The 21,276-nt window shown below is 33.5% G+C and carries 20 protein-coding genes, 1 tRNA gene and 2 pseudogenes; 11 read left to right on the plus strand and 12 right to left on the minus strand.

Annotated elements, in window-relative coordinates:
* Positions 1–352: 352 nt before the first annotated feature.
* The 4 genes from JEP71_RS15210 to lpxL all read left to right on the plus strand — a co-directional run bounded on the left by JEP71_RS15210 (position 353) and on the right by lpxL (position 4,008).
* Positions 353–685 (plus strand): MliC family protein, encoded by a 333-nt coding sequence (locus JEP71_RS15210; RefSeq protein WP_196573675.1) that lies wholly within the window; start codon positions 353–355, stop codon positions 683–685.
* Between the two features lie 477 nt (positions 686–1,162).
* Positions 1,163–2,020 (plus strand): alpha/beta fold hydrolase, encoded by an 858-nt coding sequence (locus tag JEP71_RS15215; RefSeq protein WP_198626547.1) that lies wholly within the window; start codon positions 1,163–1,165, stop codon positions 2,018–2,020.
* 396 nt (positions 2,021–2,416) lie between these two features.
* Positions 2,417–2,629: a transcription antiterminator/RNA stability regulator CspE gene (cspE, locus tag JEP71_RS15220; protein ID WP_006537332.1), complete on the plus strand. Its 213-nt coding sequence runs from the start codon at positions 2,417–2,419 to the stop codon at positions 2,627–2,629.
* Between the two features lie 449 nt (positions 2,630–3,078).
* Complete coding sequence (lpxL, locus tag JEP71_RS15225) at positions 3,079–4,008, plus strand: LpxL/LpxP family Kdo(2)-lipid IV(A) lauroyl/palmitoleoyl acyltransferase (protein WP_198626520.1); 930 nt, start codon at positions 3,079–3,081, stop codon at positions 4,006–4,008.
* A 426-nt stretch (positions 4,009–4,434) separates the two neighbouring features.
* Here the strand turns inward: lpxL and JEP71_RS15230 are convergent, their stop codons facing one another.
* The 3 genes from JEP71_RS15230 to JEP71_RS15240 form a co-directional block, all read right to left on the minus strand.
* Complete coding sequence (locus tag JEP71_RS15230) at positions 4,435–4,746, minus strand: hypothetical protein (protein WP_196533092.1); 312 nt, start codon at positions 4,744–4,746, stop codon at positions 4,435–4,437.
* Positions 4,747–5,789: 1,043 nt separating this feature from the next.
* Entirely contained in the window at positions 5,790–7,211 is a 1,422-nt protein-coding gene (locus tag JEP71_RS15235; RefSeq protein WP_198626521.1) for an SMI1/KNR4 family protein, read from the minus strand.
* 388 nt (positions 7,212–7,599) lie between these two features.
* Positions 7,600–7,761 (minus strand): hypothetical protein, encoded by a 162-nt coding sequence (locus JEP71_RS15240; protein WP_198626522.1) that lies wholly within the window; start codon positions 7,759–7,761, stop codon positions 7,600–7,602.
* Positions 7,762–7,982: 221 nt separating this feature from the next.
* Between JEP71_RS15240 and JEP71_RS15245 the strand changes: the two genes are divergently transcribed.
* Both JEP71_RS15245 and JEP71_RS15250 read left to right on the plus strand, forming a co-directional pair.
* Positions 7,983–8,918: a 5'-nucleotidase gene (locus tag JEP71_RS15245; RefSeq protein WP_198626523.1), complete on the plus strand. Its 936-nt coding sequence runs from the start codon at positions 7,983–7,985 to the stop codon at positions 8,916–8,918.
* A gap of 222 nt (positions 8,919–9,140) precedes the next feature.
* Positions 9,141–9,320 (plus strand): hypothetical protein, encoded by a 180-nt coding sequence (locus JEP71_RS15250; RefSeq protein ID WP_088493237.1) that lies wholly within the window; start codon positions 9,141–9,143, stop codon positions 9,318–9,320.
* Positions 9,321–9,463: 143 nt separating this feature from the next.
* Here JEP71_RS15250 and JEP71_RS15255 read toward each other — a convergent pair whose 3' ends face one another.
* Positions 9,464–9,979 (minus strand): DUF1543 domain-containing protein, encoded by a 516-nt coding sequence (locus JEP71_RS15255; RefSeq protein WP_198626524.1) that lies wholly within the window; start codon positions 9,977–9,979, stop codon positions 9,464–9,466.
* Between the two features lie 201 nt (positions 9,980–10,180).
* Positions 10,181–10,699 (minus strand): ClbS/DfsB family four-helix bundle protein, encoded by a 519-nt coding sequence (locus JEP71_RS15260; RefSeq protein WP_198620672.1) that lies wholly within the window; start codon positions 10,697–10,699, stop codon positions 10,181–10,183.
* A gap of 259 nt (positions 10,700–10,958) precedes the next feature.
* Between JEP71_RS15260 and JEP71_RS17705 the strand changes: the two are divergent.
* Together JEP71_RS17705 and JEP71_RS15265 are read left to right on the plus strand one after the other, a co-directional pair.
* Positions 10,959–11,428: pseudogene (locus tag JEP71_RS17705) on the plus strand (phage terminase large subunit); the annotation flags it as partial.
* Positions 11,424–11,900, plus strand: a pseudogene (locus tag JEP71_RS15265) (hypothetical protein); the annotation flags it as partial. The pseudogenes JEP71_RS17705 and JEP71_RS15265, both read left to right, overlap by 5 nt.
* A 324-nt stretch (positions 11,901–12,224) precedes the next feature.
* Here JEP71_RS15265 and JEP71_RS15270 read toward each other — a convergent pair.
* The 5 genes from JEP71_RS15270 to JEP71_RS15290 all read right to left on the minus strand — a co-directional run bounded on the left by JEP71_RS15270 (position 12,225) and on the right by JEP71_RS15290 (position 15,478).
* Positions 12,225–12,794, minus strand: a complete 570-nt coding sequence (locus JEP71_RS15270) for a serine acetyltransferase (protein WP_198626525.1) — start codon at positions 12,792–12,794, stop codon at positions 12,225–12,227.
* 61 nt (positions 12,795–12,855) lie between these two features.
* Complete coding sequence (locus JEP71_RS15275) at positions 12,856–13,110, minus strand: hypothetical protein (RefSeq protein WP_198626526.1); 255 nt, start codon at positions 13,108–13,110, stop codon at positions 12,856–12,858.
* A gap of 214 nt (positions 13,111–13,324) precedes the next feature.
* Positions 13,325–13,401: transfer RNA gene (locus JEP71_RS15280), tRNA-Pro, on the minus strand.
* Positions 13,402–13,487: 86 nt separating this feature from the next.
* Positions 13,488–15,224 (minus strand): LPS biosynthesis-modulating metalloenzyme YejM, encoded by a 1,737-nt coding sequence (gene yejM, locus JEP71_RS15285; RefSeq protein ID WP_198620667.1) that lies wholly within the window; start codon positions 15,222–15,224, stop codon positions 13,488–13,490.
* A gap of 26 nt (positions 15,225–15,250) precedes the next feature.
* Positions 15,251–15,478 (minus strand): YejL family protein, encoded by a 228-nt coding sequence (locus JEP71_RS15290; protein ID WP_004247042.1) that lies wholly within the window; start codon positions 15,476–15,478, stop codon positions 15,251–15,253.
* A gap of 155 nt (positions 15,479–15,633) precedes the next feature.
* Between JEP71_RS15290 and yejK the strand changes: the two genes are divergently transcribed.
* On the plus strand, positions 15,634–16,638 hold the full coding sequence (gene yejK, locus JEP71_RS15295; protein ID WP_099074944.1) for a nucleoid-associated protein YejK: 1,005 nt from the start codon (positions 15,634–15,636) through the stop codon (positions 16,636–16,638).
* An 83-nt stretch (positions 16,639–16,721) separates the two neighbouring features.
* Here the strand turns inward: yejK and rplY are convergent, their stop codons facing one another.
* The gene (gene rplY / locus JEP71_RS15300; RefSeq protein WP_023581385.1) at positions 16,722–17,006 is read right to left on the minus strand and encodes a 50S ribosomal protein L25; all 285 of its coding nucleotides are present in this window, start codon (positions 17,004–17,006) and stop codon (positions 16,722–16,724) included.
* A 144-nt stretch (positions 17,007–17,150) separates the two neighbouring features.
* Positions 17,151–18,914 carry a DEAD/DEAH box helicase gene (locus JEP71_RS15305; protein ID WP_198620666.1) on the minus strand — a complete coding sequence of 588 codons (1,764 nt, stop codon included), beginning with the start codon at positions 18,912–18,914 and terminating at the stop codon, positions 17,151–17,153.
* Between the two features lie 181 nt (positions 18,915–19,095).
* Here JEP71_RS15305 and rsuA point away from each other — a divergent pair, with 181 nt between their 5' ends.
* Both rsuA and JEP71_RS15315 read left to right on the plus strand, forming a co-directional pair.
* Positions 19,096–19,800: a 16S rRNA pseudouridine(516) synthase RsuA gene (gene rsuA, locus JEP71_RS15310; protein ID WP_100157926.1), complete on the plus strand. Its 705-nt coding sequence runs from the start codon at positions 19,096–19,098 to the stop codon at positions 19,798–19,800.
* A 37-nt stretch (positions 19,801–19,837) separates the two neighbouring features.
* Positions 19,838–21,022: a Bcr/CflA family multidrug efflux MFS transporter gene (locus JEP71_RS15315; RefSeq protein WP_332872280.1), complete on the plus strand. Its 1,185-nt coding sequence runs from the start codon at positions 19,838–19,840 to the stop codon at positions 21,020–21,022.
* Positions 21,023–21,276 lie beyond the last annotated feature (254 nt).

The following is a 21,276-nucleotide window of genomic DNA, read 5'->3' on the forward strand; positions in this document are numbered from 1 at the left end:
TATTTTTCAATAAGATCGACTTAATTTATTGAACTACAATAAATTTATATGTTCTAGGATAGTAGCATATCGTATAGTGATAATTACACTGAATAAAGTAAAATAGACAGATATTAATGTAAAGTTATGTATTGTAATTTGTTTTAATTAAAATTAATTTTAATTAAAAGGTTGCATTTTAACTCACTCATCAATGATTGATGACTTTTTATTAAAGTTAATCTTAAATTAAAATATTCATATATATTTTTAGTCTTAAAAAAATGCGGAGGTATCCTATTTTATATTTAAAAGATAAAGCCTAGCCTAAATTCATTAGTAAAGTCTTACTTGGTTATTTTAGGAGATGTAAATGAATAAGTTGTTTTCTATTTCTGCTATTGCATTAGTTTCTTCATTAATAACAGCTCCTGCTTTGGCAGCTAAAACGGATACTTATAACTGTGAAGGCCAAAAAATCAGGGTTTCTTTCCCTACTGAACAGCTAGCTGTTATGTATTACAGCGATGAAATTATTGTTTTAAAAGAAGCTATTGCGGCTAGTGGTGCTCGTTATGTTGGTGAAAATTTCCAAATTTGGGGTAAAGGCAAAGGTGAGTTTAATTTAGCAACGATTTCAGAAGATGATGCAGTTAATGGACGTGTTGCTGAAGATAAAGGACGTACTTGTAAATTAGTAAAATAACGTAGAAATGAGTCATAAATAAAAAGAGAACAATTTTATTGTTCTCTTTTTTTATAAGAAAAAGATTAAATAAATATAGTAAAAATTGAAAATAAAAACGATTAGTATCGATAAAATAATAACGCATTTTTTATCACACAAATAAATTGGTCATAGGAAATAAATCAGTTATAAAGATAGTCTTATTGTGATTTTCGCTGTGGTGATCAATGGTAGGACTCTTACCTATTACGGCTAATTTGATTATACTAATAGAGAGTAGTATGAAATCTACTCATTTTTATTTTTTTTAAAACGAAAAATAAATTTAGGTTTATCCACTTATCTGCAACGAAACAAAATTTATTGCGAGTTTATATGAAATCTTACCCTTAGCTAGTCTCAACATTAATTTTTAAAAGCAAAACTTAAAAATAGACATTGCTGTGCAAATTGGCAGGTAATGTGTTATCAAAAATTAATAAAAGACAAAATTTAATGAAAATTAAAAACTCAAGAAAATATAATGTATCATTGCCAGATAATAGAATTTTAACGTGGTATGAATCAGGTCCAGAGCAAGGTAAGCCAGTATTATTTTGTACCGGTGCAGGTATGAGTGGTTTATTAGGAGTCGAAGTTGACCTTTTAAATAAGCTTAATATTCGGTTGATTACACCCACTCGCCCTGGATTAGGCGATTCCACCTTTGATCCTCAAAAGTCGTTAAAATCTTTTTCTAAAGATATTTTATTTTTATTAGATCATCTTCGTATTAAAAATATTAATGTAATGGGGTTTTCACAAGGTGCTGTTTTTGCTATGGCTCTTTGTGTTTATTGTCATGTTGATAAATTACTTATTGTCGCAGGACAAGATCAATTTGACTATCTAGATACACAAAATAAGCTAACAGATGATGTTGTTAATATGCAACGTCAAGCTGTTGGATCACCAGATTCGTTAACTAGTTGGATTAAGCAAAATATAACAGCCAAGTGGTTAATGGATTTTATTCTAAATAACAGTGCCGATGTTGATTTGGCTATTTATAAATCAATTGATTTTCTCCCAGTTTATCAAGAATGTATGGTAAAAGCCTTTAAACAAGGCAATGATGGATATACTCAAGATTTGCTGATTACTATGCAACCTTGGGGATTTTCACCTGAAGAAATAAAGACACCAACAACCTTATGGTATGGTATGAAAGATACCAGTACAGTTCATTCTCCAGACTTTGGGGATTTATTATTTCAACGTTTTCCTAATGCTGAGCGGCATTTATGGCCAGAAGAAGGCGGTTCACTTCTATGGACGAAAACAGAAGAAATTTTATTAGAACTAGCTGATTAAGGTGATGTAGTACATTAATGATAGAGTAGATACTGGTTATCTTAAAAAAATAACAGTATCTACTTTTTTATTTATGTTCTTAAATTAAAATAATGAGATAGGTAAAATAGATAATTATTTTTATCTTATAATTATTTTCTAATTTGACGGGTGAAAAGTTTTTTTAAAATAAAGATGAAAATAATTTGCTATAAAACGAATTATATGACTTAATAGCGCCACTGGTTTGGAAGTACAGACCTATTTATGTTAGTGCAGTTTTAAGTAGTTCACCGTTTAGCGTTATCCCTGATACCTCTTCGTTGCGAATTCCTTCAAATAGTGACCATAAGTAAAAATCCGAAATCAAACCGCAAACAATGCCTTATGGCAAAATAATTAATTAAAGGAAATCTTATGTCTAATACAATGACTGGTACAGTAAAATGGTTTAACGATGATAAAGGTTTTGGCTTTATCACTCCTAAAGACGGTAGCAAAGACGTATTCGTACACTTTTCAGCGATCCAAAGCGATAGCTTCAAATCTCTGAAAGAAGGTCAAGAAGTTTCATTTTCTATCGAAAATGGCGCTAAAGGCCCAGCTGCAGCGAACGTAATCGCTCTGTAATTTACTGTATATATTGCTTAATGCAATATGGATACAAGTAAGATCTAAAAAACCTCACTTCGGTGGGGTTTTTTTATATCAATTTATAGTATTATTTAAATTTGAAGTATATTTATTAAAGCGTATAAAAAATAGTTTTATTAAAGTTATGTAAGTATTTAATGTAAATTATTTAAAATTCTATAAAGTTATTTACTTTAATGCCTAATAATTTTTACAGACAAATAAATTAATGGAGAAATTAATTCTTATAATGGCAAAATAAAGGCATTAAGACATTGCCTTCTCAATCAAAAGAAAGAAAAAAACTTTATTAGAATAAAAAATATCAGATAAATCATAAAAATAATTTAAGATAAAATTAAATTAATATTTAGTGACTTATCTTAAACAATTGCTGTCTAATTTAATGTGGCTTAAATGCTTTTTAGTTCCTAAAGGACAAACTTGTGTACGCTAAAAATGTTTTCTCATTGCATCTATTACATCCAAAATATATCTTAACTTGGTTTGGTGTCTTTATTCTTTTTTTATTAGTACAACTTCCTTATGCTTGGTTACTTTTTTTAGGTAAACATCTTGGGGTGTTATCTCGTTTCTTTGTCAAAAGAAGAGTCTCGATCATAAAGAAAAATTTAGAATTATGTTTCCCTAATAAAGATGAAAATGAAATTAACAAGCTTGTTATGGATAATTTATCGTCACTAGGTGTCGCATTATTTGAAACGGGCATGGCGTGGTTTTGGAGTGACCGCCGATTAAAAAATCTCTTTGAAGTACAAGGGATCTCCAATTTTACTGATGCAAATGATAAAAAAGCTGGAATTTTATTAATTGGTATCCACTCTATGTCTCTAGAGCTGGGTGGGCGCATTATGGGGCTTTGTTTTCCTGTGAATGCGATGTATAGACCACATAATAATAAAGCGATGGAGTTTATTCAAACTAAAGCAAGATGCCGTTCAGATAAGGGCATGATAGATAGACGCAACTTAAAGTTTATGGTTATGGAGTTAAAAAAAGGGAAGGCAATTTGGTTTGCTCCTGACCAAGATTTTGGTTTAAAAGGTACAACATTTTCTCCATTCTTTTCTGTTGAAAAAACATCAACTTCAAAAGGAGTTGCTATATTAGCAAAACTATCAGGGGCACCTTCTTTAACTGTTACTTTGGTCAGAAATGAAAATCAGAAAGGTAAAAAATACAGTTTAATCATTGGTAAAGAATTGATTAATTATCCTTCTGAAGATATTCAAAATGACACAGATAGAATGAATAAGTTGATTGAAACCGAAATTATGCGAGCACCAGATCAATATTTATGGGCTCACCGCCGTTTTAAAACTCGACCAGCAGGTGAAGCCAGTTTTTATAATTAATTATGAATATATTATATAAAAAAAGACCAACACATGATGTGTTGGTCACAGTAAATACTGGAAGCAATGTGAGCAATGTCGTTGTGAAAAACCAAGTAAAATACTCAACTATTCACAAGGTAAAAGATAATCATTATCATTTTAGTTGTCAACCCCAATATTTGTATGGATTTGGAAGATAAAGATAGGGGATACAAAGCAAAGATAAGAAGATAAAAATTTTTATAAATAAGTTAAAACAGAGTTAGCAGATATAGAAATAAACTATATCTGCCTAATATATTATAACCATAATAGAGAATACCATTTATATAATAATGAATTCTAACGCTTGGAAAATATATACTCGTTATTTAATAATAAATATTATTTCTATTTGATAGAATTTAATGTTTATTAAAAATATAGGATTTTAAATTTACTATATTAATTGTATACGATATCCATTATTCCTACATTTTCTTTGATCCAATTTATGCTCATTGAACCTTTATTTTCACCTAATTGAGCATTAAACATTTTATTGGGTTCGATTTTATGTAAAGTTTCTTCCATTTCAGTTCCATTCCAACAATTTGCTTTAAAAGTATTTCCTACTGAGTCGGTCATACAATTCCCCTCTACAATTGAACCTGTAAATGTAATTGTTCCTGAACCGATTACTTTATTATTATTTGCCATAGTTGGAGCTGATAATAAAAGTGCTAAACAAGTTCCGATAATAAAATTCTTTTTCATTTTATATTCCTCAAATATTCTTTCTTTGGTTAATTCTTGATTTATTTTTCTGTGTACGATGAATAAATATCTTTTCGTATCGAGTTGATGGAAGAAATATTAGAGGAAAAAAATATATCAATCTGTAAAAAATCTTGATAGTTAATGACAGGTAAATAAAGATTTATGAATGAATTTATGATTTTCTCAGCACATAATCATTAATATAAATTGATTGTTATTTATATAATTACTTGAAATTTAAGGGTAAAATTTATTTTTGATTATTTTTGTTAATAAGTTAACTTTTTTTGACATTAGTTAAGTTACTTAATTTTTTAGTGATACATTTTGTCGTTAAAATAGAAAACTTATAAAATGAGTAATTTCAGAGTTCAAAAATATTTGTCAAAGCATTACAAAGAAATGGTTATTAAGAATAAAAACTATCTTTATTCGATGGCTTTTAAATAGATAAGATAGAACTTGATATTGAAGGGAAGCAAATTATAGGTAATTGTCCATTGCAAAAAATATAACAGGCATAATATGTTTGCGCTATGGGGAAAAAACAGGAAAGCACGTTTAGTTTGAAAATAGTGAGAGTTTAGCGATTGAGCATCTTAAGAGGATAATTGAGATAAAAAAATCCCCGCACGAGGCGGGGGAAAAATTAAATATCTATCAGTGATGAAATACTGAAACCAATAGTAAGGGAAAAAAAGATATCAATCTGTAACAAACTTTAAAAAGAAATAATAAGAATAAAGTGCTGAAATAATTTTCTGAAAAAATAAATTTTTTTGATTTTTTCTATTTAATTATTTGATTTTATTTAATTTTAATTTTCACTTAACAGTGAGGCTAAATGATATAAACTAAAACCATCTTGGTTTAACTATAAAGTTTACATACATTTAGTTGAAAATTTTGATAATTTACTTCGTTGGTTAGAATAACAATATGCTTATTTATAATGAGATTGGAATTAAAAATAGATAATAATAAGATTTTATTATTGTCTATTTGAAAAAATTAAAGAAAAATGTATATTTATCTGTTAGTTACCATTTTGTTACATCAATTTCATTGTTCTGATATGCCTTCGCAATATAAGAAGAGATATTGTTGCGTATATAAGGATTTTTTTCTTTGGGATACATTTTCCAAGCTTGTTGTAAATAAGGTAACAACTCACTATCGATGTAATTTGAGCTCGATAATGCCTGAATTGCACCTAAGCAGATCTCTTCATTTTCAGAGATTGCGAGTTCATAAAATGCTGATGTTTTATCTTTTAAATTAATATCATGAGAAGCTGCATAAATTGCACTTCTTATTATTTCTACGCTTGAGTGAGTAAAGAAGGGTTGGAAATCTTCAACTAAAACAGCTTTTAATTCGGCCAAAGAGTAACCGATAAAACGCAATGTATCTTCGCTATTCGTTACTTTAAGAATTGGGAAAAGGTTATCTTTGAAAAGAGAACATTGATCTCTATATTTAAAGTAAATAATAGGAATAACAATGTCTGTTTTTTCATCAAATGGAGCAACTAAAGCTTGCTGAATATAGGGCAATGCTTGTTCTTTAAAATAAGAGGCTAAAACATTTAACGAAACTTTATATAACTCAATATCTTCAGTTTGCAGTTGTTGTTCTAGAAAATATAAACTGCTGTTGGATAATTCAGGTAACTTAGTTAATGAGTTGATAGCACTAATTTTTTTCGTAATATCTTTATTATTTTTGGCAAAATGAAGTAACGTTTCTTCATTACCTCCCATTCGATGACCAAACCAGCTTGTATCATAGCCTAAAATCACTTCATCTAACCAACGTTCGTACCACTGTGTAAATGAAGTTTCATAGGAAAATATGTAAGGAGTATCTGAATTAACCCAATCAGATGTATATAAAATATGACCTTTATATTTACCATTGACCACTAATAAAAGATCGTATTCACATCCACAAGTACCTAAATAAAGTGTACCTTGATGAACTTTATCGCAAATAATATCAAAGTCTTCATCACTACAGTCTTCGGGGACATGACAAAGTGCTTTCCACTCATCAATATTCATTTTAGGTTTAAGTAAGCAGGGTAATGCACAATTTTGTACACCATTTCTATCTATTGCGTCATCAAAAGCATATAGGCCATAGTAAGGGCCTGCACCACCATAAGAGCCTGTACCACCATTGCCAATTTGAGTTACAAAGGCGATATAATCTTCGGGAAATTCACATCCAGCCTTTGCTTGTAGCTGGTTAACTTTCTCTATTGAGAGTGGAGAGCTTAGTTGATATTTATGATTGTCAGCACCAAACTCCTTATATTCATGATCAATACTAGTTGCTAGTACTAATTTCTTACGGATACGCTCGATAGGATTATCTGCATATTTTTTATTAAGTTGTTCCCATTGCTGCTCTGCTGTTAGCTCTTCATTTTTTCCAATGATGGTGGAAATAAAACCCATAATTTAAAATCCCTATTGATGATATGGTTTAATTATAACGTGGTGATTTCATGATCCTTTTTAGATAGTGATAACCAAATACAATATTACTATCTTGCGTTAGATTCACTATAAGCTATTTTAGTTTTAACAAGATAATAGTATTTTGAAGGAAAGTATGTTCTCCATTTAGGGTTAAATGGGTTATGGAATAATACAGATAAAAAAAAGACCAACGCTAGGAGAGTTGGTCAATAAATACTAGAAGCAATGTGAGCAATGTCGTTGTGAGAAACTGAGCAAAATACTCAACTATTCACGAGGTAAAAGATAATCATTATCATTTAATGTGTCAACCCTAAGAAAGTTGCGGTTATTATTTATTCACACTAAAAGTCAATAAATTATCTTACTTTATAGAAACTAAAGTTAGAATTTTATTATTAATAACAACAAGATCACTACTTTCTGATTTAGTGTTTATCGTATTCTTAACAGCATTCATTTTTTTTATTTTATTGACTAAATCTTTAAAATGTTGAGAGCGTAAATGTATCGTTTTCTTAACCATGAATTTTCTCCTTATGAATTGTAGTCATAACAATAATAAGGATATTATTTAAATGCAAATGATAATCAATATTATTTGTAGCGTGTGATTTGATGGTAAAGTGCTTATGTTCAGGTAAATACTACGATTTTATCTACTTCTTTGTATAAGCTTTCTTATCTTTGCTCTCTTAAAAGAGTGATATTATGAATAATAAAAGGAACTAACAGAGGATTTTGGCGATGGCATATGATTTAACGAAGCGATTAGTCATAGGGCTTTCCTCTAGTGCATTATTTGATTTAGAAGAATCAGATAATATTTTTCGCACACAAGGAGAGGAAGCTTATCGAAAATATCAACATAAAATGCAGGATGTACCTCTAAATAAAGGTGTTGCATTTCCTTTTATTAGCCGGCTTTTGAAGCTAAATAATATTAGACCTGACGATCCACTCGTTGAAGTTATTTTGTTATCTAGAAATGATCCCGATACTGGATTAAGAGTGATGAATTCTATTGAACATTATAATCTAGGGATCACCCGAGCCGTATTTCTTCAAGGAAAATCACCTCATATTTATATTCCAGCATTTGATATTGAGTTATTTTTATCTGCTGATCATGATGATGTTTTACAAGCAATTAATGCAAATTATCCAGCAGGACAGATATTAGAAGGCCATGTTAATGATGATGATGCCGATGAATTAAGAATTGCGTTCGACTTTGATGGTGTGATCGCTGATGATGAAGCAGAAGTTATTTATAAAACTTCAGGGGAGTTGTCTCAATTTCACAAGCATGAAGCTAAAATGGTTGATGTTCCTCATAACCCTGGACCATTAAAGAAATTTTTACTGCGTATTTCTGATATTCAAAAATTAGAATTAGAAAAAGTAAAACAAGATCCTACATATATTCCATTGCTTAAGATCTCTATTGTTACTGCGCGTAATGCACCATCTCATAAACGTGTTATTAATACGATGAGAACGTGGGGAATTTCTGTTAATGAAGCCTTTTTTATGGGGGGAGTAGAGAAAGCCAATGTTTTGAGAATTCTAAAACCTCATATATTCTTTGATGATCAAAAACTGCATTTAAAATCATCATCTGAATTACCTTCTGTCCATATTCCTTTTGGAATAGCAAATAGAAAAATAGATAATAAATAATAAGTATTTAATTATTGAGTGTCTGATATATAGCATACACTCAATTTTTATTTTGTCTAATTATGTTTTTCCTTCAATTTAAATAATAACTTTATTATAAACTGGATCTATTTTATAAAAGTAGTATGGTAGTTATTAAATAACTACTAAAAATTATAAATGATAAATATTTATAATTAATTTCAAGAGGTCTTAAGTTTAATTTAAAGAAGGAAAATTGAAGTGGATAATAATCATAGATTTTTTTCTGACGAAGTGTGCCCTAAAACTGCATTATATGGTCAATTTTATGGTGATAATCACTATGCTGGCCGAGATTATGAGCGGAAAATATATTATGGAAATAAATTCCCAAAAACTAAAAAAGGTTTTTATTTTAAGAAATTAATGAATTTTAAATAATAGCAATAATAAGCAAGTAATATGTGATCATTTTAAATGTAGATATCAATATTTTTTAAATTGATATATATTTAAAAACAAGTTGATGATTGCGTAACTTATGAAATTTACTACGCTGAAAAATAACAGCGCAGTAAAAATTATTATTGAGTCTTTTCAATACCAATAGGTTGATAACCTTGCCATAAAGGTTTGAAATGTTCACCCGAATTATTTGGTATTAGATGAATGTAAAAATTACCGATTTTGCTTAATAAAGTGCAATCATCAACATCTTTTAAATTGTCTTTATGTTGTTGCAGACTATTTACTAAAAGGGTCGCAATAGCCTTCTCTTTAGCTTCATTCGCTGATTTAGCAACAAATAAATCAAATTCATGCAATTCAGCTAGATTTGATGGATGATAGCCTCCCACATTAACAAAATATAAATTATCGTTACTATCGCTAGGTTTATCACTAAGAGTGATATTAAACCCATCAACCCAAGTGATTTCTGCATAACCATCAATATGTACTTTGTCTTTATCTCCAAACCATGCTTCTCTTAACGCAGACCAAGCATCTGTAGGTTTTTCTGCCACAACAAATTGGATATCGTGAACTTCAATATTTGACTTACCGGCATTACCACCAATGTAGAACATAAATAACTTCATTGCTTTTCCAACTTTTTATTTTGTTATCGATATATAATTTATTATATATCGATTTGAGGAGAAAGTGTAAAATGAGACGATAGATAAGATCATGGGCGTGAATGTTGAGTATTAGTGCTTAATCATAATTAGAGAAAACCTTCCTTATAGTTATAAGGGCAATCTGTTCTTAAATACTGCGTGTAATTTTGACGCTAATACTTACTTTAAATTGATATTATTATTTCTTGCCCACTTTTTTAATCTCCCATTAGCGTTGGCATAAGGTGAAGATGTGTTAAATGAGATCATTCGACCCATCGTCCATTTTGTGTACCATGGTTTACCATACAAAATATCATCAGTTCGCTCATCAATAAGTGCCACAATTTCATTTTTTACAGCCCGAAGTTCAGCTATTAACGAGTCATAATTTAACTCACTGTAATCTGAGTAAAATTTTTGAGCAAGAAGACCAAGTTGGTTCCATTTATAACCAGTGTCTGGAAAATCGATAGGTAAACCTTTGGCATCAGATGTGATCCATTTTACAACAAGAGAATTCCATCCGAGCAAATACGAAACAAGATCACGAACACTCATCTTGGTTCCTTTGGCGTGCCCATCCATTGAGCGCTCCGAAGTAGTTTCTATCGGGATTGCATCAAGATAACTAATTAATTTATTGAAATTTTTATCAATAGCTAAAAGTAGTTCAACTTTTGTTTGCGGTACACTCATAAGAACTTCCATCTAATTAGAAGAGAAAGAGCATAAAGGGCTGTGTAGTGTTTAAAAATATATTATGTACTATCCACCATAATAGGGGAAGATCCTTTTATAACAGTGTAAATCTCGATTTCTGAATATAATTGGGTCTATATCTTTAAATATTGAATTTAGGCTTTTTTATTTGTAGCTAATTTATTATTGAAAACTCATTTTTCATTTCATTATTATGTGGTAGTGAAAGGGCTGTTTTATTACTTTAGGTATCTCTATGAATGTCAATTTCGATTTGTTTACTGAAGAGGTCAGGAGAGAGATAGCTAGGCGTAGTTTGCATGAATTTATTCAGTATATAAACCCGGAATATATTACAAGCCACTTTTCAGAAACGGTGTGTAATGCGTTAGAGCAATTTTTGTTAGACATGATGGATGGTAAGCGCCCTAAGTTAATCTTAAGTGCGCCACCTTAGCATGGTAAGTCTGATATTGTTTCTCGCTATTTGCTAGCCTATTTCTTTGGTAAATACCTAAATATGTGTGTTGGTGCATTATCGTATTCATCAGATCTCGTTAGTGATATGAACACCGATGTTCAGCGAATATGATGTCCGATAAATATCGTGTGTTATTTTCTAAAAGTGAGTTAGATAACAAGTTTGAGAACGGCATTGCAGTTAAATGTAATTCTGACGAGTTTGATATTGCTAACCACAAAGGCAGTGATTTTCGTGCTGGTATCCTATACACAAGGCTATGGTTACGACTATGAACGTGACCAAGTCACAGATCCTGCTGCGAAAGATATTGAACGTGAAAAAATGAACGGGATATTTCACGATATCACGGAAGCCATTGGTGAAATCCAATCTTTTGGTTTTCCAAAATGGGATGAAGTCGGTAAGCCGTATGCGATATGCGCCATTGTGTACCATAAAAATAAAGTCTGGCAGTCTAAAGTTGAAAATAACAATGTCGAGCTGGTTGCTGGTAATGCATGGGCAGAGTTAAAAGCCGATGCCACAGCGAGTGACGTGGAAGCATACTCAAAAGGAGAATCTGATCAACGTTTTCAACCTTTAGGCAATTACACACCATCCGGTTACAGTTATTCAAAATCAGAGTCAGATAATAAGTATCAGCCTAAAGGGAGTTATGCAACTGGGGGGAGTAGTTACACAAAAGCTGAGAGCGATAGTCGATACATACCTAAAAATTGGGTTGGTGAGATTTATAACGGTGCCTTAAATGAAGGAAATTCAGTTAAGGTCATTATGGTGTTCGAGGTCGTTCTTTATATATGTTATCGGATAGGAATGACATTGGATTAACAGAGAGCCGTATACCTGCGGATAATCTTCTTGTCACTATAAATAATGGTGATAAATGGACTAGAATGAAAACAACAGAGAATGGAACAAGAATACATATTATTGCAATCACACTGACGATTAAGAAACTATATTTGATTAAAACTAAATTTATTCAATTTAGAAAGATGATGCTTTTCTATGGAGTATCATCTTTCTTATAATAAGTTATGCGTTATTGGTAATTAGTATGTTTTCTTTTTTTGTATAACAAGTGCAATTATCTGGAATATTTTTGTTTATAAAAGACATAGCACCAATGATAACATTATTACCAATGGTAAGTGTATTACCAATAATGCATGAATGGGCACCGATTTCAACGTTATCACCAATAATAATGAATCTCTTATTTTTGATTTCAGAATATCGAGAACCACCAACACCTATTGTAGTGTTTTGTCTAATGTGACAGTTTTCACCAATTGTAGCTAGACCTGTGATAATGATGCCAGATAAATGGGCAAATGATATCCCTGGTTTTATTTTTGCATTTAAATTAATTTCAGCTCCATATTTTAAAGATATCTTTCGATTTATATAATTTGCGAGTTTTGAATGAGTTTTATGATGTAAGAAACTGGCAATCCTCCACCAAAAAATAAAACGCCTATCATGGCACTTATAACTTCTTAACATAGCTCTACGCCATGAAAACTTTTTATCATTGGATTTAATCACTTCGACAGATAAACATTGCTTTAAAAATCTGTAACTAGTGTAGTCATAACTATCCATTGCTGTATTCCAAAATAAATCTTTATATAAATTAATTGTATTTAACTGAGTATTTATGTTTTTAAGAGTTATGTACAGTATTTTTACTATATAAAAACCGCTCCAATTGCTCAAACAAATCCCTAGCCACATCCTCTGTCATATAGGTTCTCATCGGTTCCCGTTTAATATTCTTTATTTCAAATGTATTTTCATCAAACTTTGGATCAGAAAAGATAATGTCCATAAACAGATAACCATAAGGGTTGTCTGCAGATAAACGAGCCTCTTCTAATTGAGCAATATATTCAGCATTATTGATTTCTAGTTTAATCATGATATCACCTATCTTACTGTGTTTTTATACAGTAATTTATATAAGGTAACGAATAGAATAGCAAGGAGAAAAGGGCAATTTTATGAGCTAAAGAAAGGGTGATTTTGAGAGATGATTTGTTGTCGTTTTACCAGAGTTTTACCAGAGTTTTACCAGTGGTAAATTTCAGACATAAAAAAACCAACCATAAGCGGTTGGTTTTTCTAAGGAATTTTGGTCGGCATGATAGGATTTGAACCTACGACCCCTGACACCCCATGACAGTGCGCTACCAGGCTGCGCTACATGCCGTTTGTGCTCTGTATATTACTGTTTTTGACTGCTAAAGCAACCCTTTGCTAATTAAGTGACGTAATTTTATACGTCACTTAATAGTGCTAGCGTTCAATAAAACGCTTCTGCTCAGCCAGAACTTGCAGTAATAATTTTAAATCAGGTTTTGCAGAGCTGATCTCTTGTCCTGATTTATCAAATAAAGCATACCGGCCATTCTTATCTATCAACAAAGTATTATCTTGTAAAAAGACGACAAATGCCTCTTCATCACCTGTAAAAATCCATGGATGATTACGGGTGCTTGCGAATAAATCTTCACCTTGTGAATAGTTATCAGCTGGGCTTATGACATGTAAAACATGCTGCATCAAGGTTGTCATAATATCTTGATGGCTTGTCATTCGATCAATAACCTGTGGCGTCATATTTGGCCAATGTATCATCAATGGCACTTGTGACTGGCTTAAATTAAAGGTGGTCTTATTTGAAAGCCATTGATTAATCTGCTTCTTATTGTTGTCTTGATGATAGCTAGAAGTGACAACTACAACAGTATTATCTAGCACTTTGGTTTCTTGTAATGTCTTAAATATTGTCTCAAGTTGATCATTTAATGTGGTGCGTTGAGACGCATTATTGGTGTGACCATTAATTTGTAAGAAAGAGAACCAAGGGGTTGTTTGGCTGTTTTTGACCAGCCAATTGCTCCAACTATCAATTGTGGCATTGTTATCACCACTGCGTGATGTTGGGAGGGAGAAATCTGATAGCACAGCTTGTTTAAACAGTGGCGTTTGGAAACCATTAGTTGAAAACATTGCTAATTGGTAGTTCCGATAACTTAGCGCATCGAAAAGTGCAGAGTTTTTTCTGCTACTTAATACACTGTCTAAATAAGAAGGTGAAATACCATAAAATAGGCCAAATAATGCAGTGTCATTATTAATGCCTGATGAGTAATGCTTTGAAAAATAAAGATTATTTTTTGCGAATTGTTGCAGGCTTGGTAATTCAGGCACTTCTTCGTTACCTAAACCATCGATGACAACCACCAGCAAGTTATAAGAATAGGTATTCTTGGCATAGATTAATGGAGCAAGAGGATAGGTGATCCCTTGTGCTGCTGGGTTACCCTCACTGATAACACGTTGCTCATATTCTGATTGATTAATAAAACCATGACGTTCAAGGAATTTACGCGCCGTCATTGGATACGATAGCGGTAAATTAGCTCGTTGCATGGTGATTGGGCGATAGAAGTTAGCATCAGCCCAAATTGACATAGAGTGAGATAATATAAAGCAAGTAATAAAGACACCCGCTAATGGTTTACCCCAACGTTGGCGATTTAAGCTGCGTAATTTTTGCCAACTCCACGTTGCAAAAAGCATTTCAATAAGAAAGATGATGGGAATGCCAATAAAGATAAGTTGCCATTCACGCGCCATTTCACCTTCATCTGGATTAATCACGAGATCCCAAACAAGTTGAGTCAAATGGAGTTGAAATTGCTGGTAAACGGCGATATCAAAAATAAGGATAGTCAATCCAGCACTGGCAAGGGCACAGGAAATGACTCTAAGTAGCCGTTGAGAAACCGCTACGAAGGTGAGAGGGAAAAGGATGAGTATATAGATAGCAAAGACAATAAAACTAAAATGTCCCATCCAACTCACAATAGCGTAAAAACGACCAGCAAAAGTTGCAGGCCAATCAGAAATAAACAGGTAACGGCTCCCAAGCAGTAAGCTTAGAATAATATTAAATAGCGCAAACCAGTGACCCCAACTGATCATTTGGGATACTTTTTCACGATAGGACTGAGGTCTCGTTACCATGTCTATAAATAATTTTTCTATGTTTATTAGTGAATATTGCCTTCATCAATTGAAGCACGCAATGCGTGAACAAAAGAATCAGCAATCAGCATTCGTTGAGCAGGGGCAATACTTGTATTGATTAAGTTTGTCACCATGTTCCCCAACACCATCAAAGAAAGATCTGTAGGAGTATGATGTTTTTCAAGAACGCTGACAAGTTCTGCAAGTAATTGCTCAACTTGTTCATCACTATAACGGGATTTTTGTGGCATAAAATCTGAATTCCTACTAAATGAATAAAACGCTATATATTACCGTATTACTAGGTCTTTTTCCGCTATTAAATTAATTAATTTTCCCTTGATACTGAAAGTAGGGAGTGTTTGAATACGCGCACGAGAAAGAGACGTAATAGAAGAGGACGACCATGAGTCTAGATATTAACCAATTAGTTTTGCATCAACTTATTAAGCGAGATGAGCAGACATTAGAAGTTGTGCTACGTGATTCACTCTTAGAAATTGAACCCGTTGTTCAGGAGATGATTGAAGAGTTGCATCGTGTATACAGTGCAAAAAGTAAAGCTTATGGTCTGTTTAATGAAGAAAGTGAATTAGCAGAAGCGCTGCGCTTACAGCGTAAAGGCGAAGAAAACTTTTTAGGTTTTTCACGAGCAGCAACCGTGAGACTAAAAGATGAATTAGCAAAATATCCTTTTGCAGAAGGTGGCACCGTTCTATTTTGCCACTATCGCTATTTAGCGGTGGATTACCTTTTAATTGCTGTACTTAGTAGTTGTAACAGTATGTGGGTAAATGACAGCCTTGATGTGTCATCAACGCGCTATTTAGATATTCCTCATGCAGACATTATTGCTCGTATCGATTTAACTGAATGGGAAACGGCGCCCGACTCTTTACGTTATTTAACGTTTTTAAAAGGTCGTGTTGGACGTAAAGTCTCTGACTTCTTTATGGACTTTTTAGGTGCTCAAGAAGGTTTAAACGCTAAAGTTCAAAATAAAGGCTTATTACAAGCGGTTGACGATTTTTGTGAAGCCTCAGAAATGGGCAAGCAAGAGCGTCAAACTTGTCGTGAGCAAGTATATAGCTATTGTAACGAGCAATTACAATCGGGCGAAGAAATTGCCTTAACAGAGCTTGCCGAAGAATTACCGTCTTTGGGTGATCAAAACTTTGCTCAATTTACTGAAGAAAAAGGCTATGAGTTAGCTGAAACATTCCCCGCAGATCGCAGTACGTTACGTCAACTGATGAAGTACTCAGGAAGTGGTGGTGGATTAACAGTGAATTTTGATGCGAAATTATTAGGGGAGAGAATATTCTGGGATCCAGCAACAGATACGCTCACCATTAAAGGTACACCGCCTAATTTACGTGATCAGCTACAACGTAGAGCATCAGAAAAATAATTAAATAGTAGAAACAAATAACGCCACATTAAGTGGCGTTATATGCTCGGCGTCCCGAAAAATAAAGCTCGAAGGGTGGCTTATTAAGCGCGCAGGAAGTCGATATGAGTAATTTTTGGTTTATACTCGTGACGTTGCACTGCTTTAACTTTAACTTTAGTTTCTTTGCCATCGATAACCAGGTTTACGAAATCTGAATAGAATTCTGATTTGTGCTCTTGGTTGATAACTTCGTTGTGATCTAAATCGATAGCGATTGGCTCTTCATTTCCGCCATAAACGATAGCAGGAAAACGGTTAGCCACACGCAGGCGGCGGCTCGCACCCTTACCCTGCTCTTTACGTACAGTTGCTTTGATAGTTAACATCTTTTTTCTCTTATAAAAAAGAAAGAAAATACATACTTGTTACAGGCGACCCAGCAACAAGCTCGAGATTTGGTTTATCTAAAAATAGATAAAGCGGGGCGCATTTTAACGAAAAAGTCCTCTAACAGCAAATATAAATCCAGATTAATATAAGGTATCTGCTTTTCGGTAGCGGCCTGCATAGTCAAAAATCTTATTTCTTATCTTCCAGAAGCTCTCTTTTTTACCTTTATGGGCGACAATAAAGTCGGGGTGACGTAACAAATCAAACTGTTTAATAATGTCGTTGGCATCATGCCAAACAAAAGGAACACCTGGTGCGCGTTGATGTTCACGTAAAAATTTTAATTCAAATACTTTTCGTTGAGCTGGGGTGGTTAATCGAAAACGTTCAGAGACAGACGTGCCTTCTTCATCGTAATAATTAATTTCTAACCATTCACCTTTAACATCATTTCCTGACTTAAATTGCATTCCACCACAGCGTAGAACTAATGCCCCTTTGAGTTTTAATGCCGCTTTGAGCATATCATCAGGATCAACCAAGATCTCATCGCAATGAACACAGCGACGTGCTGCAATATCATTTTCTTCATTACAATGAGGACACAATTTAAAGCGGAAACGAAATTCACATTGCTGTTTTTGCCCTTGTTCATTGAGTTCCCAACCTTGGCAACGGCGACCATAGTGTTCAATGATATCCCCATCAGCATCTACAATTCCCCAAAAGGTATTGGCAAATTGGCAAATAGGACAAAAAACTTGTACCGGCTGACTATTTGGATTGGGTTTTTTAGTACCAACTTCGGGTAGATAGAGATCATGAGGATTACCTGCATAATCTAAAATCAGGCATTCTGTTTTTCCTGCAAATAATCTTAATCCCCGTCCTACAATTTGCTGGTATAAACTCACAGACTCAGTGGGGCGTAAGATAGCAATTAAATCAACATGAGGTGCATCAAAACCTGTTGTTAGTACGGCAACATTGACCATATAACGTAATTGTTGCTGTTTAAAACGGGAAATAAGATCATCACGTTCATAAGAGGGGGTATCCGCACTGACTAATGCTGCTTCATCTTGTGGTAAAAGAGAAAGGATCTCTTTTGCATGTTCAACTGTCGCCGCAAATATCATTACTCCTCGGCAATTTTGCGCATATTCAATAATTTGAGCGACAATATGAGGCGTAATACGTTTTTGTCTCTTTATTTCACGGTTTAGATCTTCTTCATTAAATATCCCATTTTGACTTGTTCTTACTTGGCTAAAGTCGTATTGCAATATAGGCATATCTAGGCGAGTTGGTGGAACTAAAAAATGATTGCTTATCATATAGCGTAAAGGCAATTCATAGATACAATCGCGGAAAAAGCAGTTTTCATCACCTCTGATCATACCGTGATAATGATATTGATAAATCCAACCCGTAGGTAAACGATAAGGTGTTGCAGTTAATCCTAAGATACGTAATTGTGGATTAATGGATTGCAATTGTTTAATGACTTGCTGATATTGGCTATCTTCAGACAAACTAATGCGATGGCATTCATCAATAATAAGAAGAGAAAAAGTATCACTAAACCGCGATAAATTACGGGCAACAGATTGCACACTACCAAAAACAACTTTCCCGCTACTCTCTTTTTGTTGTAAGCCAGCAGCAAAAATATCTGCAGATAGACCATAAGCCTCATATTTGCTATGGTTCTGTTCTACTAACTCTTTTACGTGTGCTAACACCAATACACGTCCGCGCGCTCTTTTAGCGAGTTCTGCAATCACTAAACTTTTCCCAGCGCCAGTAGGTAATACAATTACCGCAGGTGTATTGTGTTGGCGAAAATAAGAGATTGTCGCGTTAACAGCGTCAAGTTGATAAGGTCTGAGTGTAAAAGCCATAACTCTGCATAAGAAATCAAACGGGGCGTCAGCGTAACATTTTTTTATAGGTAGCGCGAATAAGGGGGGAGTAAAGAGCGTGATAGTTTATTTATAAATTAATTAGTTGTTTTATTGTTAATATTCATTTTTAATAGATACCTCATATCAGATGGTATTCTTCCATTTTTCAGAGAAATTCATGCGATTAGATAAATTTTTATCCCAGCAATTGGGTATTAGCCGTAGCTTGATCCTTCGTGAATTAAGAGCAGGGCTTGTAACAATTGATGGCGAAATGGTGAAAAGCGGTTCAACCAAAATTGCACCAGAGCAAGAAGTAGCTTACGACGGTAATGTCTTAACTCAAATTTTAGGGCCTCGCTACTTTATGTTGAATAAGCCAATTGGCTATGTATGTTCAACAGACGATCCAGTTAATCCAACTATCCTCTATTTTATTGATGAACCTTTGGCTCATAAATTACATGCTGCTGGGCGTTTAGATATTGATACAACAGGACTTGTTTTATTAACGGATAATGGTCAATGGTCACATCGTATTACGGCACCAAAACATCATTGTGAGAAAACCTATCTGGTTACGTTAGAAGAGCCGATTGGAGAGGGTGTTGCTGAACAATTCCAAAAGGGTGTTCAACTCAACGGTGAAAAAGACCTAACAAAACCCGCCACGTTAGAAATTATTACGCCAACAGAAGTCAAACTTACTATTAGTGAAGGCAAATACCACCAAGTAAAACGTATGTTTGCAGCAGTGGGTAATCATGTAAGTGCATTACATCGTGAGCGTATTGGTGATATTACATTAGATGAGACTTTAGCTGAGGGCGAATATCGTCCATTAACAGAAGAAGAGATCAACAGCATTCACTTACCTCAATAATTATTATTTATCCTGTCGTTTTTGGGAGTTTATCTGCGTGCAACAGCAACGTTCGTCGTACCTTAGTCTCATTTTAATACTGGGACTTATTTCCATGCTTATGCCATTGGCTATAGATATGTATTTGCCAAGTTTACCTACTATTGCGCAAGATTTTGGTGTGCCAAGTGGCAAAGTACAAATGACATTAAGTATCTATATTTTTGGTTTTGCTATTGGGCAATTAGTCTATGGTCCTATGGCTGATAGCTTGGGACGTAAGCCTGTCATTTTGGGCGGCGTAATTGTTTTTGCTTTTGCCTCTAGTGCATGTGCATTATCTGAATCAATAGATGTGCTAATTGGTATGCGCTTTTTACATGGTTTTGCAGCAGCTGCGGCAAGTGTTGTTATTAATGCATTGATGAGAGATATGTTCTCTAGAGATGACTTCTCTAGAAGTATGTCTTTTGTTGCACTTGTTATGACTATCGCACCTTTATTAGCGCCACTATTAGGTGCTTGGGTGATGAATTGGTTTTCATGGCATGCTATTTTCTGGAGTATCGCGATAGCCGCCGTGATTGCATCTGCATTAATTGCTTTTTATATTCCAGAAACATTACCAAAAGAGCGTCGCCAACGCTTTAGCTTAAGAGTGACATTTAGCCAATTTATTAGTCTATTTAGAACACGTCGTGTCCTTTGCTATATTTTGGCTTCAGGTTTTTCTTTTGCTGGCATGTTTTCATTTCTTAGTGCTGGCCCTTTTGTCTATATCGAATTGCATGGTATTCCCTTTGATCAATTTGGATTATATTTTGGCTTTAATATCATCTTCTTAATTGTGATGACAAGCATTAATGGGCGATATGTTCGTCGATTTGGTGCGTTGAATATGTTACGCCTAGGATTAACTATTCAATGTATTATGGGGATCTTTTTATTGCTGGTGGTCGCTCTTAATTTACATTTCTATTTCCTTGTTGTGGGTGTAGCAATGTATGTGGGCGGGATCGCAATGATCACATCGAATGCGATGGCCGTTATTCTTGATGACTATCCCCATATGGCAGGAACGGTTTCTTCTCTCGCAGGAACAGTGCGTTTTGGTGTTGGTGCGTTAGTTGGAACGGCTATTGCTATGCTACCAGCAAAATCAGAATGGCCAATGGTAAGCTCTATGGCATTCTGTGTACTGTTTGCTATGGGGTTTATTTTGCTTGCTCGTCGTTATAAATAAGAACATCACGCTATAAATAACAGAAATTTATAGCGTGCTCCTCTTTTCCTGTCTCTATTTCCTCAAAAAACACCACATTTTCCTCTGCTGTATTTCATGAATCGTTTCAAATTAGTGTGATTTTTTGATTTGAATCAATACCTGATGTTGTTTTTTTGTTAAATTAAGTAAAATTTATTTTAATAATCATCTATTATTGTTTTGTTGATATGAAGTATCGTGATAAAAATTGATGGATTGTTTTACATGAATGC

Source organism: Proteus sp. PR00224 (genome assembly GCF_016238105.1).
Classification (GTDB): domain Bacteria; phylum Pseudomonadota; class Gammaproteobacteria; order Enterobacterales; family Enterobacteriaceae; genus Proteus.

What these genes read in the sequence shown, in the direction of transcription:
- cspE (WP_006537332.1), top strand. Translation starts at nt 2,417, where the DNA reads ATGTCTAATACAATGACTGGTACAGTAAAATGGTTTAACGATGATAAA.
- JEP71_RS15290 (WP_004247042.1), bottom strand. Translation starts at nt 15,478, where the DNA reads ATGCCACAAAAATCCCGTTATAGTGATGAACAAGTTGAGCAATTACTT.
- JEP71_RS15245 (WP_198626523.1), top strand. Translation starts at nt 7,983, where the DNA reads ATGGCATATGATTTAACGAAGCGATTAGTCATAGGGCTTTCCTCTAGT.
- JEP71_RS15270 (WP_198626525.1), bottom strand. Translation starts at nt 12,794, where the DNA reads ATGGATAGTTATGACTACACTAGTTACAGATTTTTAAAGCAATGTTTA.
- JEP71_RS15275 (WP_198626526.1), bottom strand. Translation starts at nt 13,110, where the DNA reads ATGATTAAACTAGAAATCAATAATGCTGAATATATTGCTCAATTAGAA.
- JEP71_RS15210 (WP_196573675.1), top strand. Translation starts at nt 353, where the DNA reads ATGAATAAGTTGTTTTCTATTTCTGCTATTGCATTAGTTTCTTCATTA.
- yejM (WP_198620667.1), bottom strand. Translation starts at nt 15,224, where the DNA reads ATGGTAACGAGACCTCAGTCCTATCGTGAAAAAGTATCCCAAATGATC.
- JEP71_RS15230 (WP_196533092.1), bottom strand. Translation starts at nt 4,746, where the DNA reads ATGAAAAAGAATTTTATTATCGGAACTTGTTTAGCACTTTTATTATCA.
- JEP71_RS15215 (WP_198626547.1), top strand. Translation starts at nt 1,163, where the DNA reads ATGAAAATTAAAAACTCAAGAAAATATAATGTATCATTGCCAGATAAT.
- JEP71_RS15235 (WP_198626521.1), bottom strand. Translation starts at nt 7,211, where the DNA reads ATGGGTTTTATTTCCACCATCATTGGAAAAAATGAAGAGCTAACAGCA.
- JEP71_RS15305 (WP_198620666.1), bottom strand. Translation starts at nt 18,914, where the DNA reads ATGGCTTTTACACTCAGACCTTATCAACTTGACGCTGTTAACGCGACA.
- yejK (WP_099074944.1), top strand. Translation starts at nt 15,634, where the DNA reads ATGAGTCTAGATATTAACCAATTAGTTTTGCATCAACTTATTAAGCGA.
- JEP71_RS15240 (WP_198626522.1), bottom strand. Translation starts at nt 7,761, where the DNA reads ATGGTTAAGAAAACGATACATTTACGCTCTCAACATTTTAAAGATTTA.
- JEP71_RS15260 (WP_198620672.1), bottom strand. Translation starts at nt 10,699, where the DNA reads ATGAGTGTACCGCAAACAAAAGTTGAACTACTTTTAGCTATTGATAAA.
- rsuA (WP_100157926.1), top strand. Translation starts at nt 19,096, where the DNA reads ATGCGATTAGATAAATTTTTATCCCAGCAATTGGGTATTAGCCGTAGC.
- rplY (WP_023581385.1), bottom strand. Translation starts at nt 17,006, where the DNA reads ATGTTAACTATCAAAGCAACTGTACGTAAAGAGCAGGGTAAGGGTGCG.
- JEP71_RS15255 (WP_198626524.1), bottom strand. Translation starts at nt 9,979, where the DNA reads ATGAAGTTATTTATGTTCTACATTGGTGGTAATGCCGGTAAGTCAAAT.